We start from the raw sequence: 20,058 nt of genomic DNA, 5'->3' as shown, positions 1-20,058 counted from the left end.
AGTGCCCCTCCCCTGCGCCCGTTCAGGCGTCCAGGCAGGCCGGGCCAAGCAGGACCTTCAGGTCGCCGAACAAGGATGGGCTGGGATTCACGCGAAGGTGGACCGGCAGCCCCATGATCTCCGTGCGCGTATCACCCTGCAGGTGCAGGCGGACTTCCGAGTTCCCGCGGTGGGTCCGGAGCACGTCACCAAGTTCGGTCACCACAGCCTCGGTGGCCTTGTGGGTGGGCATGGTGATCACCAGCGGGCCGCCCAGGCCTTCGCTGAGGTCCGGAACGGACAGTTCCATGCAGTTGAGGGTGATCGCACCGTCGTCGCGCTTCTGCAGGCGCCCCTTGACCACCACAATCAGGTCCTCGGCGAGGACCGAGGCAATGGGTCCGTAGACCTGGCCAAAGAACATGACTTCCATCGACGCTCCGAGGTCCTCCACCTCGGCCCGGGCGTAGGCGTTGCCGCTGGCCTTGGCGATGCGCCGGCTCAGGGACGTGATCATTCCGGCGATGGTGATGATGGCGCCGTCCTGCGGCCCGTCCTCACCCAGCACGGACGTGATGCTCATTTCGGCGTGCTGGCTCAGCACCCCTTCGAGGCCCTGCAGCGGGTGGTCGGAAACATACAGGCCGAGCATGTCCCGTTCGAAGGAGAGTTTGTCCTTCTTCTCCCACTCCGGCAGGTCGGGGATCTCGATGCTCAGCGACGATTCGGATTCGGCTTCCTCGAAGCCGGCGAAAAGGTCGAACTGGCCAATCGCCTCATTCCGCTTCAGCGTGATGACGGAGTCGATGGCTTCTTCGTGGACCATGGCAAGGGCACGCCGGTGGTGTCCCAGCGAGTCGAAGGCACCCGATTTGATGAGCGATTCGATGGTCCGTTTGTTGCAGACCACGGCCGGGACCTTCATGAGGTAGTCCTTGAAGGACGTGAAGGCGCCCTCGCTTTCGCGGGCAGCCACCATCGCTTCAACAGCGTTGACGCCCACGTTGCGGATGGCTCCCATGCCGAAGCGGATGTCGTTGCCGACAGGGGTGAAGTTCAACGCTGACTCATTGACGTCCGGCGGGAGCACGGTGATGCCCATGCGCCGGCATTCGTTCAGGTAGATGGCCGACTTGTCCTTGTCGTCGCCCACCGACGTCAGAAGCGCGGCCATGTACTCCGGCGCGTAGTGCGCCTTGAGGTACGCGGTCCAGTAGGAAATCACGCCGTACGCGGCGGAGTGGGCCTTGTTGAAGGCGTAGTCGGAGAACGGGAGCAGGATGTCCCAGAGGGTCTTGACGGCTTCCATCGAGTAGCCGTTGTCCTGCATGCCCTGGGAGAAGCCCGCGAACTGCTTGTCCAGCTCCGACTTCTTCTTCTTGCCCATGGCCCGGCGTAGGATGTCTGCCTGGCCCAGCGAGTAGCCGGCCAGCTTCTGGGCCACGGCCATCACCTGTTCCTGGTACACGATCAGGCCGTACGTTCCGCCGAGGATTTCGGCGAGTGGTTCCTTCAGCTCCGGGTGGATGGGGATGACTTCCTGGATCCCGTTCTTGCGAAGGGCGTAGTCGGTATGGGCGTTGGCGCCCATGGGCCCCGGCCGGTACAGCGCCAGGACGGCGGAGATGTCTTCAAAGTTGTCAGGCTTCATCAGCTTGAGCAGCGACCGCATGGGGCCGCCGTCGAGCTGGAAAACACCGAGTGTGTCGCCGCGTGCCAGCAGCTCATAGGATGCCGCATCGTCGAGCTCAAGGTTTTCGAGGTCGAGGTCGATCCCGCGGTTCATTTTGATGTTCTCGAGGGCATCCGAAATGATCGTCAGGTTCCGGAGGCCCAGGAAGTCCATTTTGATCAGGCCAAGGCCCTCGGACGTCGGGTAGTCGAACTGGGTGATGACCTGGCCGTCCTGGAAACGGCGCATGATGGGGATGACGTCGATGATGGGGTCCGAGGACATGATCACACCGGCGGCATGCACGCCCCACTGGCGCTTCAGCCCCTCGATGCCGAGGGCGGTCTCGAATACCTTGGCAGCTTCCGGATCCGTGCTGATCAGCTGCCGGAAGTCGCCGGCCTCGCTGTAGCGCTTAGCGTCCGGGTTCTGGATGTCCGCCAGCGGAATGTCCTTGGCCATGACCGCTGGGGGCAACGCCTTGGTGAGCTGCTCGCCCATGCTGAAGGGGTACCCGAGCACGCGGGAGGAGTCCTTGAGCGCCTGCTTCGTCTTGATGGTGCCGTAGGTGACGATCATCGCCACGCGCTCGTCACCGTACTTTTTAGTGACGTAGTCGATGACCTCGGAGCGGCGACGGTCATCGAAGTCGACGTCGAAGTCGGGCATGGAGACGCGGTCGGGGTTGAGGAAGCGTTCGAAGATCAGGCCGTGCCGCAGCGGATCGAGGTCGGTGATGCGCATGGCGTACGCCACCATGGAACCTGCACCGGAACCACGGCCGGGGCCCACCCGGATGCCGTTGTTCTTGGCCCAGTTGATGAAGTCGGCCACCACCAGGAAGTAGCCCGGGAAGCCCATCGAGGTGATGACGCCGAGCTCATAGTCGGCCTGCTTGCGGACCTCGTCCGGGATCCCCGCGGGGTAACGGTACTGGAGCCCCTTGTCGACCTCTTTAACGAGCCAGGACGTTTCGTCCTCACCCGGCGGGCAGGGGAAGCGCGGCATGTAGTTGGCGTCCGTGTTGAAGGACACCTCGCAGCGCTCGGCGATGAGGAGCGTGTTGTCACAGGCGTCCGGGTGGTCGCGGAACAGTTCCCGCATTTCCCGCGGGGACTTCAGGTAGTAGCCGCTGCCGGAGAACGCAAAGCGCGAGCCGCCGTTGTCATACGTGGGTTCCAGCAGCGTGGAACCGGACTGGATGGCCAGCAGGGCCTCATGGGCCTTGGCGTCGTGTTCGTGGGTGTAGTGCAGGTCGTTGGTGGCCACCAGCGGAAGGTTCAGGTCCTTGGCAAGACGCAGCAGGTCGCCCGTGACCCGGCGCTCGATGTCCAGGCCGTGGTCCATCAGTTCACAGAAGTAGTTCTCGGCACCGAAAATGTCGCGGAACTCGGCCGCCGCTTCGAGGGCTTCCCGGTACTGGCCCAGCCGAAGGCGGGTCTGGACCTCCCCGGACGGGCATCCGGTGGTGGCAATAAGGCCCTCGGAATAGGTGTTGAGCAGCTCCCGGTCCAGCCGCGGCCACTTGCCGAAGACCGAGTCCAGGGACGCGATGGAGGACGCCCGGAACAGGTTCCGCATGCCCACGTTGTTGTAGCTCAGGAGCGTCATGTGGGTGTACGAGCCACCGCCGGAGACGTCGTCCTTGCGCTGGGATTCATCGCCCCAGCGCACGCGTTCCTTGTCCGTGCGGGCGGTGCCGGGTGTCACATAGGCTTCGACGCCGATGATCGGCTTGATGCCCTTGTCCGTGGCTTTGCGCCAGAAGTCGAAGGCGCCGAACAGGTAGCCATGGTCGGTGGTGGCGAGGGCGGGCATGCCCAGGCGCTCGGTCTCATCGAACAGCTCCCCCAGGCGGGCTGCTCCATCCAGCATGGAGTATTCGGTGTGGGTGTGCAGGTGGACAAACGAATCATTGCTGGAAGTCACCGCACTATTCTATGCGCTGGCCACGGGCGGACTGCGTCAGGCCCGGCCCGATCCCAGCACTTCCAGCGCGAACGCCAGGTCCTGCGGGTAGTGGCTGGTGACCCGCACGCGCTCCCCCGTGACCGGGTGGTCGAACCCGAGTTCGCGGGCGTGCAGCCACTGCCGGGTCAGTCCCAGGGTGGCGGCCAGGCGGGGATCCGCGCCGTAGGTCAGGTCGCCGGCGCAGGGGTGGCGGAGGGCGGAGAAATGGACCCTGATCTGGTGGGTCCGCCCGGTTTCGAGGTGCACTTCCACAAGGCTGGCCTTGCCGAATGCCTCGAGGACTTCGTAATGGGTGACCGAAGGCCGGCCGTCCTCGATGACGGCGAAGCGCCAGTCGTGGCCGGGGTGGCGGCCGATGGGTGCGTCGATGGTTCCGGTCAGCGGATCGGGCAGCCCCTGGACCACTGCATGGTAGACCTTGTCCACGGTCCGTTCCTTGAACGCCCGCTTCAGGGCGGTGTACGCCCGCTCGGATTTCGCCACCACCATCACACCCGACGTTCCGACGTCGAGCCGGTGCACGATCCCGGCCCGCTCGGGCGAGCCGGACGTGGAGATGCGGTACCCGGCGCCGGCCAGGCCGCCCACCACCGTGGGTCCCACCCAGCCCGGGGAGGGGTGCGCGGCAACGCCCACGGGTTTGTCGACGACGACGAAATCATCGTCGTCCAACAGGATCTTCAGGCCTTCCACAACTTCCTCCACGACTTCCAGCGGGTCCCGCCGCTCCGGCATGCTGACCTGCAGGACGTCACCGGCCACCAGTTTGGCTGATTTGCCCAGGGCTTTGCCCCTGCTCACGACGTTGCCCTCGGCAATGAGGGTGGCCGCAAGGGAACGCGAAATTCCCAGTATGCCGGCCAGCCCGGCATCTGCGCGGGCGCCGGCGTACTCGTCGGCGACGACATACTTTTCAGGCATCGCCGGACTTTTCCCTGGCTTCTGCTGTCTGCCGGGTGCCATCCAGGGCGATGCCGCGCAGCGTGAGGATGCAGATGATGGCCACAGCGGACACGACGGCTGAATCGGCGATGTTGAAAATGGCAAAGTTGGGGAGCTGGATGAAGTCCACAACGTGGCCCATTCCGAACGACGGCTGACGGAACAGCCTGTCGGTGAGGTTGCCCAGCGCACCGCCAAGCAGCAGGCCCAGCGACAGGGACCACCACATGGAGCCCAGCTTGCGGACCTGGAAGAGGATGGCCACGGCCACCGCTGCCATGATGATGGAGAACACCCAGGTGACATTCTCGCCGATGGAGAACGCCGCACCCGAGTTACGGATGAAGTACCAGTGCAGCAAAGGCGGAAATACCGGGATCCGTTCGCCTTCCACCATGGTGGACGTGACCCAGTATTTGGTCAGCTGGTCCAGCCCGTAGGCAAAAACCGCAAACCCGGCAAAGAGGGACAGCAGCACGGCCCTGCGGGGGCGCGGTGAAGGCGGGACAGGGCGTGCAGCGCCTGCGGCAAGTTCGTCAGTCATGGTGCTTTCATTCGTTATACCGGTATCAATGCCAAAAGCCGGTGGCCGAGGAATCCTCAGCCACCGGCTTTCAGAATACGTGCTTGACGGACTAGTTGGCTTCGCTCACTTCAGGCGTAGCAACCGAACCGCGGGCATCGAGGTCGCGCAGCTGGCCCTCGATGTAGGCCTTCAGGCGTGAGCGGTAATCGCGCTCGAAACCGCGAAGCTGCTCCACCTTGCGCTCCAGGACGGACCGCTGCTGCTCGAGTGCACCGAGGATCTTGCGGGACTTCTCCTGGGCGTCGTTGACCAGGCTGCTGGCTTCGATCTGCGCCTCGGCGATGATCTTGTCCTTCTGCGCCTGGCCGTCGGCAACGTGGCGGTCGTGCATCTGCTGTGCCATGGCCAGCAGGCCCGCGGCTGACTCTGCAGAAGCAGTGGGGACGGCGGCCTGGCTGGGAGCAGCGGGGGCTGCGGCAACCGGAGCGGACGGCTGGACGTCCTTCTTCTTCGCTTCGGCAGCCTTGGCTTCAGCCTCTGCCTTCTCGCGTGCCTCGTCCTTGTCGGACTTGACCGGCGCGGGGACCTTCTCCACCACGGGGGCGGCAGCGGCGCTGGCGGGAACGCTGGATCCTGCTTCGGCAAGCTTCTTCCGAAGCTCGTCGTTCTCCTGGTTCAGGCGGCGGAGTTCAACGACAATTTCGTCCAGGAAGTCATCAACTTCGTCCTGGTCGTAGCCCTCGCGGAACTTGGTCGGCTGAAAGCGCTTGTTGACAACGTCTTCTGGCGTCAAAGCCATCTGGTCACCTCACTGGTCTGGTTAGTCAGTAGGCCTTCCGGCCGTCAAAACTACGGTACCTAAATTTGGTCTGCTTACTCTAATTCAACACTGCGGTGTCAAACGCGAGTTTCTTCGCTTCACAGTAACTGTTCCCGGAGGTCCAGGCTGCGCTGCTAGGTCTTATTTGGTGAATCAGGCGAGTCCCCGAGTGATTCCCATCGCGATGCTGACGGCGATGAATAGAATCAGGAATCCCAGATCGAGGGAGATGCCGCCCAGCCGAAGCGGCGGAATCAGGCGGCGCAGCACTTTCAGGGGCGGATCCGTGATGGAGTACACTGCATGCGCTGCCACCAGTGCGGCGCCCCGCGGACGCCATTCCCTGGCGAACATCTGGACCCAGTCGAACACCAGGCGAATGATGAGTGCTACGAAAAAGAACAGGAGCGCGAGATAGACAAGTCCGAAAACAATTCCCATGACTTAACTCATATCTCCATGTCCATTGTGGATACCGCGGTGTCCTGCCGATGTTTCTTGTCTATTTCAGCACAGATGCCAGACAGGTGTCCCTGCCTGGCATCCAAATCCTGCCTGATGGTCAGCTTTGGTTGAAGAAGCTGGCCTGGGTGTCACTGGCCTTCTTGTCATCGCCGATGACCTCAACGTACGACGGCGACAACAGGAATACCTTGTTGGTCACCCGCTCAATGCTGCCCCGCAGCCCGAAAACCAAGCCGGCGGAAAAGTCCACCAGGCGTTTCGCATCGGCCTCGCCCATGTCCGTGACATTCATGATGACCGGAATGCCGTCACGGAAGCTCTCGCCGATAAGCTTGGCATCATTGTAGGACCGCGGATGGATTGTGGTGATCTGGCGGAGTCCGGTGGTCTCTTCGCGGCTTGAGGCCGCACGCTTGATGGGGGTCACTGGGGCGCGGTATTCCTCTTCGGGGGTATAGGACGCTTCGCGGCTGACCTCGCGGACGGGTGCAGGTGCACGGCGCTCCTCGCGGTCAGCTTCCATCGTTTCGTCCTCATCCTTGGGTGTGGTCTGTTGCTCGGACTCGTAATGCTCATCGCCGTCGGCGAGCCCAAGATAGATCATTGTCTTGCGCAGAGCGCCGGCCATGGTCGACTCCTAATCGTGTCCCGTAAGCGGGCCGCCCAATGACTTGACAGCACTGGAGTCCCCCGCCCATCACTTCCAACAGGACCGACGCTACCCCACGGCGGGACGTGATCCGAGAATATCGGAACCGATTCGCAGGTGTGTCGCCCCGAACATGATGGCTGCTTCAAGGTCCTGGCTCATGCCCGCGGAAATGGCGGTGGCGGCTGGGTGGGCGGCAACCAGGCGTGCCGATACTCCGGCGAGCTTTTCGAAGGCCGGCTCCGGCGGTGCACCCAAAGGGGCAACGGCCATCACGCCCGCAAGCCGGAGGCCCTCGGCGGATGCTATCCGGTCCGCCAGCAGCGGCACGTCGGCGGGACCGGCCCCGCCGCGGTGCGTGCCGGCGTCGTCCTCCAGGCTGACCTGGATGAAGCAGTCCAGGGGCGCCAGCCCCGCGTCCCTCCGCTCAGCGGCCGCGGCCTTTGCCAATGCGTCCACCAGCTGCGGCCGGTCCACGGAATGGACGGCTGCGGCATAACGGGCCACCGACTTGGCCTTCTTGGTCTGCAGTTGGCCCACGAAGTGCCAGGTCAACCCGCAGTCAGCCAGTTCGGCAGCCTTATGGGCAGCTTCCTGGTCCCTGTTCTCGCCGACGTCCGTCACTCCGAGTGCCGCAAGCCGCCGTATGTCTGCGGCAGGATGGAACTTGGTGACCACGATCAGCGTGGGCAGCCGGTCGGCGCGGCCGGCTGATTCTGCTGCGGAAGCTATCCGCCGGTGGACGGCGGCGAGCCTGGCCGCGAGTTCCGCGGCCCGCGGGTCTCCCCCGGCTGATCGGTCGTCAGTCATGGCACCACACCAGCCCGGCAAAGCGCCCGGTGTCCCGGTTACGCCGGTAGGAGTAGAGGGATTCCGTCTCCAGGGTGCAGACCCCGGTGTACGCCACCTCCACACCGGCGTCCTCCAACTGGCTCCGCGCACCGGCGGGGAGATCGAGACCGGGCGTGCCCCACGAGGTGGTGCTCCGGGTGGCGGGCACCCGCAGTGCCACCTCGTCCTGCAGGTCGGCCGGCACCTCGTAGCAGTTTCCGCAGATGGAGGGTCCCATGACGGCCTTGATGCCGGAGGCGCCGAGGGACGTCATCCTGTCCACGGCTGCAGGAATCACGCCGTTGGCGATGCCGGGGCGTCCTGCATGCACTGCAGCAAGGACGGGACCGTCCGCAGACTCGCCGGCGAGCAGCACGGGAATGCAGTCTGCCACCATGACGGCCAGCGGAATCCGGCGGGACACCATGGCGTCCGCTTCAGGGGCCCCGCTGTCCTGGTCAATGACCGCCACTGTGACGCCGTGGACCTGGTTCATGAAGCGCAGGCCGTGAGGCGCCATGCCCAGGCGCTGCTCCAGCTCCTCGCGGCGGCGCTTCACCTGGCCGGGATCGTCCCCCACGTGAAGGGCCAGGTTTCCGGCGCCGGTGTCAGTGAATGCGGCCGACACCCCGGGAAGGATGTCGGCGCGCCAGTGGAACAAGCCGGTGCCTACTTCAGGAAGTCGGGGACATCCAGGTCATCCGAGTGGTTGCCGGTCAGGTCCGGCTCGACGACGGACGGCAGGTCCACGTCGAATCCGGAGTCAGCGGGAATGGCGGAGGGGCGCTGCTGGCCCCAGTTGCTGAGCCCTGCCGCGCCCACGCCGGCGTGGACCGGCTGGACGTTCGACTGGTGGTTCCCTGCAGAAGGCGCCTGCGCCGGAGCGGGGGCGGCCGTAGGAGCGGCGGGCCGCTGCGGGGCCGACTGCGGCTGGGACTGGTCCATGGAGGGCGAAGTGGCCTTGACGTCGTCGAACCCGGCGGCGATGACGGTGACGCGGGCTTCGTCGCCGAGTGCGTCGTCGATGACGGCGCCGAAGATGATGTTCGCCTCGGGGTGGGCCACTTCCTGCACGAGCCGGGCTGCCTCATTGATCTCGAAGAGGCCGAGGTCGGACCCGCCCTGGATGGACAGCAGCACGCCGTGCGCGCCGTCAATGGAGGCCTCCAGCAGAGGGGATGCGATGGCCAGCTCGGCGGCCTTGACGGCACGGTCCTCGCCACGGGCGGAGCCGATGCCCATGAGGGCGGAGCCTGCGCCCTGCATGACCGACTTCACGTCGGCGAAGTCGAGGTTAATGAGGCCGGGCGTGGTGATGAGGTCCGTGATGCCCTGGACACCGGAGAGCAGCACCTGGTCGGCGGAGCGGAAGGCGTCCAGGACCGAGACGTTGCGGTCGCTGATGGACAGCAGGCGGTCGTTGGGGATCACGATCAGGGTATCGACTTCGTCACGGAGGGCGTCGATGCCGGCCTCTGCGGAGCCGGCGCGGCGGCGGCCTTCGAAGGTGAACGGGCGGGTCACCACACCGATGGTGAGGGCACCGAGGGAGCGTGCAATACGGGCGACGACGGGGGCGCCGCCGGTCCCGGTGCCGCCGCCTTCGCCGGCGGTCACGAACACCATGTCAGCGCCGCGAAGCACTTCTTCGATCTCGTCCGCGTGGTCTTCGGCCGCCTGCTTGCCCACCTCGGGGTTGGCACCGGCTCCCAGGCCGCGGGTCAGCTCGCGCCCGACATCGAGCTTGACGTCGGCATCGCTCATCAGAAGCGCCTGGGCATCCGTGTTGATGGCGATGAATTCAACGCCCCGGAGGCCGACCTCGATCATGCGGTTGACTGCGTTCACGCCACCGCCGCCGATGCCGACGACTTTGATGACGGCCAAGTAATTCTGCGGAGCTGCCACGTTACGTGTCCCTTGTTCGTGTCTTATTGCGAAAACTGATGGTGAGCTTGAAGCCTGCAACGTTAACCTTCGGGTTGAAGGTTATAGTTATGTCAAGTAACTCTTGTCTGTGACGGTATTTCCTCTGCTTCCCACATTCAATAACCGGGTCCGCGTGTCGGATTAATACCGGTAAAGATTGGGGTTCAGCGCGTCACAGGATGCCGGGGCACGCTCACGTCGTACACCCTGACGGGATTCTTCGGATCGGCCGGAACCTTCAGGAGTGCCTCCAGAACTTTAGCCTTAAGTTCCCTCTCCGAGGCATTGCCCCAAATGATGGTCTGGCCGTCCACGAGCTTCAGCTCCACGGCATCCACGGACTGCGCGGACGCGTTGGACAGCTTGGCCAGCACGTCGGCGGGCAGGGCGCCCAGGACCGCGGCCGTGGCGCGGAACAGGTCCTGGCCGATGGCTCCGGCACCGCCGTCGATCACGGGCAGCGACACTGACGCCGGATCGTCCGTAGCGGCCAGCTGCACCCCGTCCACATCCACCAGCTGGTACTGCTCCCCCTGCTTGACCAGTGCCACCGGGACGCGCTCCCGCACGGCAACAGCGAGGCCCGACGGCGGCCGGGCTTCAGCGGAGACCGCCTTGACCTGGACCAGCGGCTGGAGAAGCCGGCCTACTTCCTCGTCCGTGATTTGGGGCAGCGGCTTGCCGCGCAGGGGTTCCAGCGCGGCCTGCACCTGGGCAGGAGTCAGGAGCCGCGTACCGGAAACGGAAATGGTGTCCACGGCGAGCACGGGTGAATAGACCGCCCCGGTCAACAGGCCTGCCACGACGGCGGCCACGGCGGCGAGAACCATCAGCAGGTTCCTCTTGCGGCGCTTGCCCTTGGGCTCCGGGAAGGTCAGAACGTTCGCGGCGGACTCGGCTGACGGCTCCGCCTGTTTGTCCTTGCTGCGCCCGGCGAACCGGGGTTTCCGCGGGGCTGCAGTCTTTGTGGACCTTGCAGTCTTCGGCGGCCTGGCCTGTTGTGCCTGTGCTGCATCGGGAACGCTGCGTGAAGCGGAAATAACGTCGTCGCTGCCCGTGGAGGTGCGGCCGGACGGCGGCGCCGTTCCGTTGCCCGCACCGGTTGCCGAACTCCCGCTGCGGCCGGCCGGCCGGTAGGTGGGACGGCGGGTGCTAGCCATGCAGGGCCTCAACGATCAGCGGCCCGTAGGCCGTCACATCCCCCGCACCGGCGGTCAGCACGATGTCGCCGTCGGACGCGGCAGCCGCCAGGGCTGCCACGGCCTCGGCCGCCGGTATCAACCGTCCGCCTTCACCCAGGTAGTCGGCAATGAGCTGGCTGGTAACCCCCGGAATCGGGTCCTCACGGGCCGGATAGATGTCCAGCACCAGGGCCGTATCAGCGAGGTTCAGCGCCTCCGCGAAATCCTGGGCGAATTCGCGTGTCCGGGAAAACAGGTGTGGCTGGAAGAGCACGTGCACCTTGTGGCCTCCTGCCACCGAGCGGGCGGCAGTAAGGGCTGCCCGCACTTCGGTGGGGTGGTGGGCATAGTCGTCGAAAACCCGCACTCCCCTGGCCTGGCCCTTCAGTTCGAAGCGCCGGGAAGCGCCCGAAAAATGGGCCAGGGCAGCGGCGGCCTCCGCCGGTTCGACGCCCAGTTCAAGGGCCACCGCAAATGCGGCTGCGGCGTTCAGGGCGTTGTGCCGGCCCGGGACCTGCAGGGAAAGCCCAAAGCGGCCGGCCGGTCCGGACACCGCCACCTGGCCCGGGCCGTCGTCGTGCAAAACCAGCTCTGCCTCCTCACTGGTTCCGTAGAGGACCACGCGGGTGTTGCCGCGCGCCCGCGTCCGCTCCGCCAGTGCCAGGGCCCCGGCGTCGTCAGCGCAGACAATCAGCACCCCGTCAGCGGGAAGCAGCGCCGTGAACCGGTCGAAGGACTCATACACCGCCTCGGCCGTGCCGTAGTGGTCCAGGTGGTCCGGCTCCACATTGGTGACCACGGCTATCTGCGGCCGGTAGTTAAGGAATGATCCGTCCGATTCATCCGCTTCTGCCACAAAGACGCCGGAACTCCCGTGCGCGGCATTGACGCCAAGTGATGGAACGTTGGCTCCAATGGCAAATGAGGGGTCCAGGCCCGCCCCCTGCAGCAGGACGGTCACCATCGAGGTGGTGGTGGATTTTCCATGGGTTCCCGCCACGGTCACCACCAGGTCCTCCCCCATGGTGGCTGCCAGCGCCTCGGACCGGTGCAGGACCGGCAGCCCTGCCTGCTTCGCGGCGGCCAGCTCCGGGTTGTCCGACCGGATGGCCGAGCCGGCCACCACTGTCCGGGCATCACCCAGGTTGGCGGCGTCGTAGCCGACGGCGATGCGGGCGCCGGCCGCCGCCAGGTCCGCCATCACCGGCAGGTCCTTGGCGTCGGAACCGCTCACAGGGACCCCCCGGGCCACCATGATCCTTGCCACGGCGGACATCCCGACACCCCCGACGCCGATGAAGTGGACCTTGCCCAGGGATTCCAGGGCGGTGGGGTTACGGGGGGTCATGCGGATACCGCTTCCAGGACAAGACCAGCCATGCGCTGGTCAGCGTTTCGAATGCCAAGCCGGTAGGAATTGGCTTCCATGGTGGCCAGCCGGGCTTTGTCGGTGACCAGCGGAATGAGTTCCGCTGCCACCCATCCCGGGGTGAAATCCCTGTCGGCTACGAGCAGTGCGCCGCCTCCTGCCACGAGTCCGGCAGCGTTCAGGGCCTGTTCCCCGTTGCCGATGGGCAGCGGCACCAGGACGGCGGGGACTCCGACGGCGGCAACCTCACAGACCGTCGCGGCACCGGCACGGGCCAGCAGCACATCCGCCGCCGCGTAGGCCAGCTCCATGCCGTCGACGAATTCAACCTGCCGGTAACCTTCGGCAGCGAGGGGCTGGCCGGCGTCGTCCAGAACGGTTTTGCCGCGCCCGGTGATGTGCAGCGTCTGGATACCGGCGGCGGCCAGTTGCCCCACGGCAGCGGCCACCGCCCGGTTAATGCTCTGCGCGCCCAGGGAGCCACCCGTGACGATCAGTGTGGGCTTTTCGGGGTCCAGTCCCAGCGCCTGGCGGGCGGAAGTCCGGGCTGCTGCCCGGTCAAGTCCGGAAATTGCGGTACGCATGGGCATGCCCACGTGCACCGCATTCCGGAGCGGGGTGCCTTCGAAGGCAACTGCCACGCGCTTGGTCAGCCCGGCCCCCACCCTGTTCGCCAATCCGGGCCGGGCGTTGGCCTCGTGGATCACGATGGGGATGCGCCGTTTGCGGGCGGCCAGGTACATCGGCGTACAGACATAGCCGCCAACGCCTACCAGCACGTCAGCTCCTGCCTCATCCAGGATGGCGCCGGCCTGCCGGATGGCTCCCGCCAGCCGTGCGGGCAGCCGGACCAGGTCAGCGGATGGCTTCCGGGGGAACGGCACGCGGTCGATCGTGGCCAGTTCAACACCGGCAGCCGGGACCAGCCGGGTTTCCATTCCGTTGGGTGTTCCGACGGCGAGGAGCGCCGCGTCCGGGGATGCTGTGCGCAGGGCTGCGGCGATGGCGAGGAGCGGGCTGATGTGGCCGGCTGTTCCGCCACCCGCCAGGACGATGGAGGGGTTGTTCGGGGTCATGTCGGGTCAGGCACGCTTTCTTGCAGTCTTTTTCTTCGGGGCCGTTCCGCGGCCCTTGGCCTTGAACTTCAGCATCTTCTTCGGCCGGATGGCCGGGGCCATCTGTTCCCGGGCGAGCGACAGCACAACGCCGATGGCGCAGAGCGACATCAGCAGCGCGGAGCCGCCGTAGGAAATGAAGGGCAGCGGCACGCCGATGACGGGCATCAGGCCCGTCACCACGGACATGTTGACCGTGGCCTGGCCGAGCAGCCACACCATGATGGTTCCGGCCAGGACCCGGTGGAACATGTCCTCCTGCGCCACCACCACGCGGTAGATCGCAGCGCCGAGAATGGCAAAGAGGATGAGGACGACGACGGTCCCCACCAGGCCGAGCTCCTCGCCGATGATGGCGAAGATGAAGTCGTTGTGCGCTTCCGGGATCCAGCTGTACTTCTGCCGGCTCTGGCCCAGCCCGACACCAAACCAGCCGCCCGATGCCAGCCCATAGAGGCCGTTGGTTGCCTGGTAGTTGGCGTCGATGCCGTCGGCGCAGGATTCCCCGGTCCACCATGAGGTGATGCGGCACATCCGGTTGGAACTGGTGACCGCCATGACGGCTGTCCCGGCCACTGCCACGAGGCCGGCAATGCCGAAAAGGTAGAGGGGCGCCCCGGCAAAGAAGAGCGCGGCAGCGGTAATCATCATGATGATCATGGCCGTTCCCAGGTCATTTCCGACCAGGACCAGCACAACGATGATGATCGCCATGGGCACGGCAGGGACCGCCACGTGCTGCCAGCGGCTGAGCAGCCTGCCCTTCCTGGCCAGCACCGTGGCCATCCAGAGCGCGAGGGCCAGCTTTGACGCCTCCGACGGCTGGAAGGTGATGCCGCCGATGTCGATCCAGTTCTTGTTGCCGTTGACCTCCGCGCCCACAAGCTGCACCAGGCCCAGGAGGACCACGGCGGCAATGATGGCGAGCCACGCGAGCCGCTTCAGCCACACCACGTTGATGCGCGACAGCGCGAACATGGTGAAGATGCCGATGCCGGCAAACATCCCCTGCTTCAGTGCGTCCCCGTAAGGCGATTTGCCGGCCGCGATGGATTCCACGCTGGATGCGGAGAGCACCATCATGATGCCAATGGCTGTCAGGGCAAGGGTGGATCCGAGGATCAGGTAGTACGTGGAGCCGTTCCTGGAGGTTCCGTTGCCCTCGAGGGCGGACCAGAACCGGCGGTACATGGTCCGCAGCCTTGCGGGAAGCGTCGCCGGCGGCCGGACGGACGTGGCCGTGGACCCGGGGCCTTGTTTGCGGGCCTGCTGTTTTTCTGGCTGGGGCCGGGTGGGCGTACTGACCATTGTTACTCCTCGCCGGTCTGGGCCTGCCCTTCCACCAGCTCGCGGACAGCTTCGATGAAAGTGTCGCCACGGTGAGCATAGGAAGAGAACTGATCCATGGACGCAGCTGCCGGAGCCATCAGCACAGTGTCGCCGGGTTCGGCCACCTGGGCTGCTGACGCTACGGCCAGGGACATCACCCGTTCTCCGGATATGGAAGAACCGGCATCGACGGCGCCAGGACCTGCAGCAGTCTGCACCCCTTCAGTGTCACCCGGCAGCGCCGTGATGACCGGGACATCCGGCGCGTGTCGCTGGAGGGCACCGGCCAGCACCCCCGGGTCAATGCCGATCAGCACGACGGCCTTGAGCCGGTGGGCATGCTCCCGCACCAGGTCGTCGTAGGTGACGCCCTTGGACAGGCCCCCGGCAATCCAGACCACATTGGTGAAGGCGGCCAGGGAGGCGGCCGCTGCATGCGGGTTGGTTGCCTTTGAGTCGTTGACCCAGAGCACGCTGTTGTGGCGCGCCACGGGCTGGATGCGGTGGTCGCCGGGAATGTAGTCCCGGATGCCCTGCCGGACCGCGGAGGCCTCCACGCCGTAGGCCCGGACCAGTCCGGCAGCAGCGAGGGCGTTCGCCACCATATGGCGTGGAGCAAAGGCGCCGAGGTCGTTCATGGCGGCGAGTTCGGCCGCGCTGTCCCTGCGCTCTTCGATGAACGCGCGGTCAACGAGGAGCCCCTCCACCACACCGAGCATGCTGATGGCGGGAGTCACCGTGGTGAACCCGACCGCACGGCATCCTTCCACGACGTCGGCGTTTTCCACCATACGCTCGGTTTCAAACTGCTCCGCATTGTAAATGCAGGCCTTTTGGGTGCGTTCGTAGACCTTGGCCTTGTCCGCGAGGTACGACTCATAGGAGCCGTGCCAGTCAACGTGGTCCTCCGCGACGTTCAGGCAGACACTCGCCACCGGTGACAGGGATTCCGCCCAGTGCAGCTGGAAGCTGGAGAGCTCCACCGCGAAGACGTCGTACTCCACGGGATCCCGGATCGCATCCAGAATCGGAGTGCCCACGTTTCCAACCGCGATGGCTTTCAGGCCGGCGGCGCGGAGCATGGATTCGGTGAGGCCCACGGTAGTGGTTTTTCCGTTAGTGCCGGTGATGGCCAGCCAATCGGCGGTTTTCCGGCCTTCCCTGGTGCGCACCCGCCACGCCAGTTCAACATCGCCCCACACCGGGATGTGGGCACGGGCGGCGGCGGCGAGGAGTGCCTGGTCGGGGCGCCAGCCGGGGGACGTGACGATCAATTCCGGCAGTTCGCCGTCGATCCGGGGTATCCGGGCCACGGCGTCCTCCCCCAGCAGGACGTCTGCGGCGCCCACGATCTTCAGCGTGTCCGCGTGCGCCCTCGCGGTGTCGCTGGTGGCGGCGTCGACGACCACCACGCGCGCACCCAGTTCGATCAGAGTGTCTGCCGCGGCGAAGCCGGACACGCCGATGCCGGTGACTGCCACACGCAGCCCTGCCCAGTCGGAGTCCCAGGAGACAAGGTTCTTGAGGCGGGGGGAAACGGTCACAGCAGCACAACCCATTCAGCGTAGAAAATGCCCAGGCCCACGGCCACGAAAAGTCCGCCCAGGATCCAGAACCGGACCACCACGGTGACTTCAGCCCAGCCCTTCAGTTCAAAGTGGTGCTGCAGCGGCGCCATCTTGAAGACGCGTTTGCCGCCGGTGACCTTGAAGTAGCCCACCTGGATGATGACGGACAGGGTGATCAGGACAAAGAGGCCGCCGATGATTCCAAGCAGCAGTTCGGTCCTGGACAGGATGGCGAAACCGGCGATGGCACCGCCGATGGCGAGGGATCCGGTGTCTCCCATGAAGATCTTGGCCGGTGAAGTGTTCCACCAGAGGAAACCCACCAGTGCGGCGCTCATGATGGCGGCCAGCAGGGCAAGGTCCAGGGGGTCCCGGACGGAATAGCAGCCGCTGCCGGCTTCCCGTGGTGACCCGCAGGCTTGGTTGCTCTGCCAGATTCCCATGAGGGTATATGCGCCGAAAACCATCACCGAGGCGCCGGCGGCGAGGCCGTCAAGGCCGTCCGTCAGGTTCACGCCGTTGGTGGCTGCAGTCACGATGAGGTTGGACCAGATGACGAACAGGATGGCGCCAAGGACGGTTCCGCCGAAGGCCAGGTCCAGCCACGGCAGGTCGCGGACCAGGGATATTTTGTAGGAGGCAGGCGTGACGCCGTCCTCGTTGGGGAAGTTCAGGGCCAGCACGGCAAAGATGATGCCCACGGCCGCCTGCAGGATGAGCTTCGCCTTGGCGTCGAGCCCCAGGCTGCGCTGCCGTGAAATCTTGATGAAGTCGTCCAGGAAGCCAACAAGCCCCATGCCCACCATCAGGAACAGCAGGATGAGCGCGGATGCGGAAGGCCCGGGCGAATCCGGGTTCATCATCAGCATGATGAGGTGCGTCAGGCCGTAGCTCAGGAGCACGGCCCCCACCACCACGGTCCCGCCCATGGTGGGCGTGCCGCGTTTGGTGTGGTGGGAGGTGGGACCATCGTCCCGGATGAACTGGCCGTAGCCGCGGCGGACCAGGAGCCGGATGAAAAGCGGGGTGCCCACCAGGGCGCACAGGAGTGCCAGCCCGGCGCCGATCAAAAGTGCAATCACAGCAGAGTGCTCCTTTCATCGGCGGGTTGCGGGGTTTGTGGGGGTAATGCTATCCGATCACCCAAATGCCGAAGTCCCACGCTGTTGGAGGACTTGAACAGCACCAGGTCTCCGGGCTGGAGTTCGGCATTGAGAAGTTCGTAAGCCTCATCGGCGGTTTCCGTGAAGATGCATTCGTCTCCCCAGGACCCTTCCTGGACGGCCGAGACGTAGAGGGCTCGGGCCTGCCGGCCTACCACCACCAGCCGGGAAATGTTGAGGCGGACCACCTGCGTGCCCACCACCGTGTGTTCGCGGATGGAATCTTCGCCGAGTTCCAGCATGGCGCCCAGGACAGCCCAGGTGCGCCGGCCGCGGCCCAGGTCCGCCAGGGTCCGAAGTGCGGCCCTCATGGATTCCGGGTTGGCGTTGTACGCGTCGTTGATGATGGTGACGCCGTCGGCGCGCTCGGTCCGCTCCATCCGCCAGCGGCTGGCAGCTGCCTGGCGGCCCAGGGCGGCGGCGATGTCGGCGCCGGGAACCCCGGCAGCGAAGGCGGCTGCTGCCGCCGCGAGCAGGTTGCCGGTGTGGTGGGCGCCTATGAGGCGGCTGCGGACGTGGTGGGGCCCATCCCCGCCAGGCAGCAGGAGGTCGAATTCAGGGTTTCCTTCGCCGTTGGTGTCGGCGTTGAGCGCCTGCACCGCCGCGTCGCCGCGTCCCTCCGCAGAGAATCCGAGGACCGCTGCTGTGGTGCGGCCGCGCATGGCAGCCACCCTGTCGTCGTCGAGGTTAATGATGGCTGTTCCTGTGGCGGCCAGGCCTTCCACAAGTTCACCCTTGGCCCGGGCGATGTTTTCCACTCCCCCGAATTCGCCTGCATGGGCTGTGCCGACGGCGAGGACCACCCCAATGTCCGGTTTGACCATGTCGGCCAGGTACTTGATGTGTCCCACACCGGTGGCACCCATCTCGATCACCAGGTAACGCGTCTCCGCGTCCGCCAGGAAGACCGTGAGGGGCACCCCGACTTCGCCGTTGTACGAACCCTGCGGGGCCACGGTCTTGCCCTGGGTGGAAAATATTCCTGCCAGCAGGTCCTTGGTGGTGGTCTTGCCGGCTGAACCGGTGATGCCTACCACGGTGAGTTCCCCGCCGGCTTCTGCCCGGGCGTCACGGATCCGGCGCACTGCCTCGGCAGCCAGCGCACCCATGGCCAGGACGGCATCAGGTACCAGGACGGACGGGTACGGCGTTCCGTCAGGTGCTGCCACCGGCCGCTCCACCAGGGCCAGGACAGCCCCGGCCGCGAAGGCAGCAGCAATGAAGTCGTGGCCGTCCGCGTGCTCGCCCGGTTTTGCGACGTAGAGCGAGCCCGGTGTGGCTTCGCGTGAATCCGTTACCACCGAAAGGGGCGTGATTCCGGGATCGGCGTCCAGGCGCCCGCTGGTGATTTCGGCGATTTCCGCCGCAGTAAGTGCAATCATCTCGGTCTAGGACTCTATCCGGTCGGCTTGGAGAACGTTGAATCCCCTGGCTGTCAAGGCGCTGCGCAGTTCCACCCTGTCATCGAGGGCAAGGTTGACCCCCTTCACTTCCTGCCAGACCTCGTGCCCCCGGCCTGCCACGAGGATGGTGTCCTTGGGCTGCGCCAGTTCCACGGCGCAGCGGATCGCTTCATCCCGGGGGAACACCTCCAGCACCTCGCAGGGAAGGGCATCCTTGTCCCGGGCTTCCTGCGCACCGGCCAGGACGTCGGCACGGATGGCGGCCGCATCCTCATCGTGGGGATCGTCGTCGGTGATGATGACGGTGTCGGCAAGGCGGGCTGCGATGGCACCCATGGCCGGCCGTTTGCCCTGGTCGCGCTGGCCCGTGGCACCAAAAACCACGATCAGCCGGGAGCCGGCCTCGGGGGAACGGACAGCCTCCAGCGCCCGGGCGAGGGCGTCGGTGTTGTGGGCGAAGTCCACCACCGCCGCGGGCTGCTCTGATACCAGTTGCATGCGTCCCGGCACGGCAACCGTGAAGGGGTCGGCGGCGTCGAGTGCCGCCTGCAGGGTTGCAGCATCCACGCCGGAAACGAGCACCATGATGACTGCCAGGGCAGCATTGGCGACGTTGAAGCTGCCGGGGAGGCCGGTATGGACGTTGAGTTCAATGCCGCCCGGTCCCGTGAGCGTAAACTCCGTACCCAGCCCGCGCGGCGCCGTTGCCGTCACTGTCCAGTCAGCGGACGTTCCCGGAGCCGTGCCGAGGGTGGTGACCGGCACGCTGCCGCTGCCGGCAAGCTTGCGGCCCCACTCGTCGTCGACCGTTACTACTGCCTTGCGCGCGCGGCCTGGCGTGAAAAGCTCGGCCTTCGTGGCGAAGTATTCGTCCATGGTGTGGTGCAGGTCAAGGTGGTCCTGGGTGAGGTTGGTGAAGCCGGCGACGTCGAACATCACCCCGTCCACTCGCTGGAACGAGATGGCGTGGGAGGACACCTCCATGGCCGCCGCAGCCAGTCCCCTCTCCTTCATCAGCGCGAGCAGTCCGTGGACGTCAGGAGACTCCGGGGTGGTGAGCACGCTCGGAATGGGCTCGCCGCCGGCGAGGATTTCTATCGTGCCAATCAGCCCGGCCGGCTTGCCGAGGGCCCTCAGCAGGGAGTT

17 protein-coding genes are annotated in these 20,058 nt (G+C 65.7%); all 17 read right to left on the bottom strand.

The annotated features are described in order from the left end of the window. Nucleotides 1–22: 22 nt before the first annotated feature. Nucleotides 23–3,580, bottom strand: a complete 3,558-nt coding sequence (dnaE, locus tag P2Q66_RS00500) for a DNA polymerase III subunit alpha (RefSeq protein ID WP_079597156.1) — start codon at nucleotides 3,578–3,580, stop codon at nucleotides 23–25. Between the two features lie 36 nt (nucleotides 3,581–3,616). Continuing rightward, nucleotides 3,617–4,543 carry an RluA family pseudouridine synthase gene (locus tag P2Q66_RS00495; RefSeq protein WP_079597157.1) on the bottom strand — a complete coding sequence of 309 codons (927 nt, stop codon included), beginning with the start codon at nucleotides 4,541–4,543 and terminating at the stop codon, nucleotides 3,617–3,619. Then, on the bottom strand, nucleotides 4,536–5,108 hold the full coding sequence (lspA, locus tag P2Q66_RS00490) for a signal peptidase II (protein ID WP_275724733.1): 573 nt from the start codon (nucleotides 5,106–5,108) through the stop codon (nucleotides 4,536–4,538). The genes P2Q66_RS00495 and lspA overlap by 8 nt, the downstream gene beginning before the upstream one ends. Before the next feature lie 91 nt (nucleotides 5,109–5,199). Next, complete coding sequence (locus P2Q66_RS00485; RefSeq protein WP_079597159.1) at nucleotides 5,200–5,889, bottom strand: DivIVA domain-containing protein; 690 nt, start codon at nucleotides 5,887–5,889, stop codon at nucleotides 5,200–5,202. Nucleotides 5,890–6,063: 174 nt separating this feature from the next. Continuing rightward, nucleotides 6,064–6,351, bottom strand: a complete 288-nt coding sequence (locus tag P2Q66_RS00480) for a YggT family protein (RefSeq protein WP_079597160.1) — start codon at nucleotides 6,349–6,351, stop codon at nucleotides 6,064–6,066. A 121-nt stretch (nucleotides 6,352–6,472) separates the two neighbouring features. Further along, nucleotides 6,473–7,003, bottom strand: a complete 531-nt coding sequence (sepF, locus tag P2Q66_RS00475; protein ID WP_079597161.1) for a cell division protein SepF — start codon at nucleotides 7,001–7,003, stop codon at nucleotides 6,473–6,475. Between the two features lie 90 nt (nucleotides 7,004–7,093). Then, entirely contained in the window at nucleotides 7,094–7,834 is a 741-nt protein-coding gene (locus P2Q66_RS00470; protein WP_275724730.1) for a YggS family pyridoxal phosphate-dependent enzyme, read from the bottom strand. After that, nucleotides 7,827–8,516, bottom strand: coding sequence for a polyphenol oxidase family protein (locus tag P2Q66_RS00465; protein WP_079597163.1), 690 nt, complete (start codon nucleotides 8,514–8,516; stop codon nucleotides 7,827–7,829). The genes P2Q66_RS00470 and P2Q66_RS00465 overlap by 8 nt, the downstream gene beginning before the upstream one ends. An 8-nt stretch (nucleotides 8,517–8,524) precedes the next feature. Next, entirely contained in the window at nucleotides 8,525–9,763 is a 1,239-nt protein-coding gene (gene ftsZ, locus P2Q66_RS00460; protein ID WP_079597164.1) for a cell division protein FtsZ, read from the bottom strand. A 185-nt stretch (nucleotides 9,764–9,948) separates the two neighbouring features. After that, a complete protein-coding gene (locus P2Q66_RS00455; protein WP_079597165.1) occupies nucleotides 9,949–10,944 on the bottom strand; it encodes a cell division protein FtsQ/DivIB in 996 nt (331 codons plus the stop codon). Continuing rightward, nucleotides 10,937–12,313: a UDP-N-acetylmuramate--L-alanine ligase gene (gene murC, locus P2Q66_RS00450; protein WP_079597166.1), complete on the bottom strand. Its 1,377-nt coding sequence runs from the start codon at nucleotides 12,311–12,313 to the stop codon at nucleotides 10,937–10,939. The genes P2Q66_RS00455 and murC overlap by 8 nt, the downstream gene beginning before the upstream one ends. Next, on the bottom strand, nucleotides 12,310–13,410 hold the full coding sequence (gene murG, locus P2Q66_RS00445) for an undecaprenyldiphospho-muramoylpentapeptide beta-N-acetylglucosaminyltransferase (RefSeq protein ID WP_275724727.1): 1,101 nt from the start codon (nucleotides 13,408–13,410) through the stop codon (nucleotides 12,310–12,312). The genes murC and murG overlap by 4 nt, the downstream gene beginning before the upstream one ends. A 6-nt stretch (nucleotides 13,411–13,416) precedes the next feature. Further along, a complete protein-coding gene (ftsW, locus tag P2Q66_RS00440) occupies nucleotides 13,417–14,757 on the bottom strand; it encodes a putative lipid II flippase FtsW (RefSeq protein ID WP_079597168.1) in 1,341 nt (446 codons plus the stop codon). A gap of 2 nt (nucleotides 14,758–14,759) precedes the next feature. After that, nucleotides 14,760–16,337: a UDP-N-acetylmuramoyl-L-alanine--D-glutamate ligase gene (gene murD / locus P2Q66_RS00435; protein WP_176156843.1), complete on the bottom strand. Its 1,578-nt coding sequence runs from the start codon at nucleotides 16,335–16,337 to the stop codon at nucleotides 14,760–14,762. Continuing rightward, a complete protein-coding gene (gene mraY, locus P2Q66_RS00430; RefSeq protein WP_079597170.1) occupies nucleotides 16,319–17,428 on the bottom strand; it encodes a phospho-N-acetylmuramoyl-pentapeptide-transferase in 1,110 nt (369 codons plus the stop codon). Before mraY ends, murD begins: the two co-directional genes overlap by 19 nt. Continuing rightward, nucleotides 17,425–18,891 (bottom strand): UDP-N-acetylmuramoyl-tripeptide--D-alanyl-D-alanine ligase, encoded by a 1,467-nt coding sequence (gene murF, locus P2Q66_RS00425; RefSeq protein ID WP_079597171.1) that lies wholly within the window; start codon nucleotides 18,889–18,891, stop codon nucleotides 17,425–17,427. Before murF ends, mraY begins: the two co-directional genes overlap by 4 nt. A gap of 6 nt (nucleotides 18,892–18,897) precedes the next feature. Beyond that, nucleotides 18,898–20,058, bottom strand: a 1,161-nt coding sequence (locus tag P2Q66_RS00420) for a UDP-N-acetylmuramoyl-L-alanyl-D-glutamate--2,6-diaminopimelate ligase (protein WP_275724723.1), incomplete at its 5' end; no start/stop codon positions are given.

It is taken from the genome of Arthrobacter sp. Cr_A7 (genome assembly GCF_029222765.1).
Classification (GTDB): domain Bacteria; phylum Actinomycetota; class Actinomycetes; order Actinomycetales; family Micrococcaceae; genus Arthrobacter.
Note: the sequence above shows the minus strand (reverse complement) of the source record. Positions and strands in the feature narration are given on the sequence as shown.

Excerpts from the sequence above, each read along its gene's own strand:
- murD (WP_176156843.1), bottom strand. The coding sequence starts at position 16,337 with ATGGGTTGTGCTGCTGTGACCGTTTCCCCCCGCCTCAAGAACCTTGTC.
- P2Q66_RS00470 (WP_275724730.1), bottom strand. The coding sequence starts at position 7,834 with ATGACTGACGACCGATCAGCCGGGGGAGACCCGCGGGCCGCGGAACTC.
- murC (WP_079597166.1), bottom strand. The coding sequence starts at position 12,313 with ATGACCCCCCGTAACCCCACCGCCCTGGAATCCCTGGGCAAGGTCCAC.
- ftsW (WP_079597168.1), bottom strand. The coding sequence starts at position 14,757 with ATGGTCAGTACGCCCACCCGGCCCCAGCCAGAAAAACAGCAGGCCCGC.
- murG (WP_275724727.1), bottom strand. The coding sequence starts at position 13,410 with ATGACCCCGAACAACCCCTCCATCGTCCTGGCGGGTGGCGGAACAGCC.
- lspA (WP_275724733.1), bottom strand. The coding sequence starts at position 5,108 with ATGACTGACGAACTTGCCGCAGGCGCTGCACGCCCTGTCCCGCCTTCA.
- P2Q66_RS00495 (WP_079597157.1), bottom strand. The coding sequence starts at position 4,543 with ATGCCTGAAAAGTATGTCGTCGCCGACGAGTACGCCGGCGCCCGCGCA.
- P2Q66_RS00455 (WP_079597165.1), bottom strand. The coding sequence starts at position 10,944 with ATGGCTAGCACCCGCCGTCCCACCTACCGGCCGGCCGGCCGCAGCGGG.
- sepF (WP_079597161.1), bottom strand. The coding sequence starts at position 7,003 with ATGGCCGGCGCTCTGCGCAAGACAATGATCTATCTTGGGCTCGCCGAC.
- P2Q66_RS00485 (WP_079597159.1), bottom strand. The coding sequence starts at position 5,889 with ATGGCTTTGACGCCAGAAGACGTTGTCAACAAGCGCTTTCAGCCGACC.
- murF (WP_079597171.1), bottom strand. The coding sequence starts at position 18,891 with ATGATTGCACTTACTGCGGCGGAAATCGCCGAAATCACCAGCGGGCGC.
- P2Q66_RS00480 (WP_079597160.1), bottom strand. The coding sequence starts at position 6,351 with ATGGGAATTGTTTTCGGACTTGTCTATCTCGCGCTCCTGTTCTTTTTC.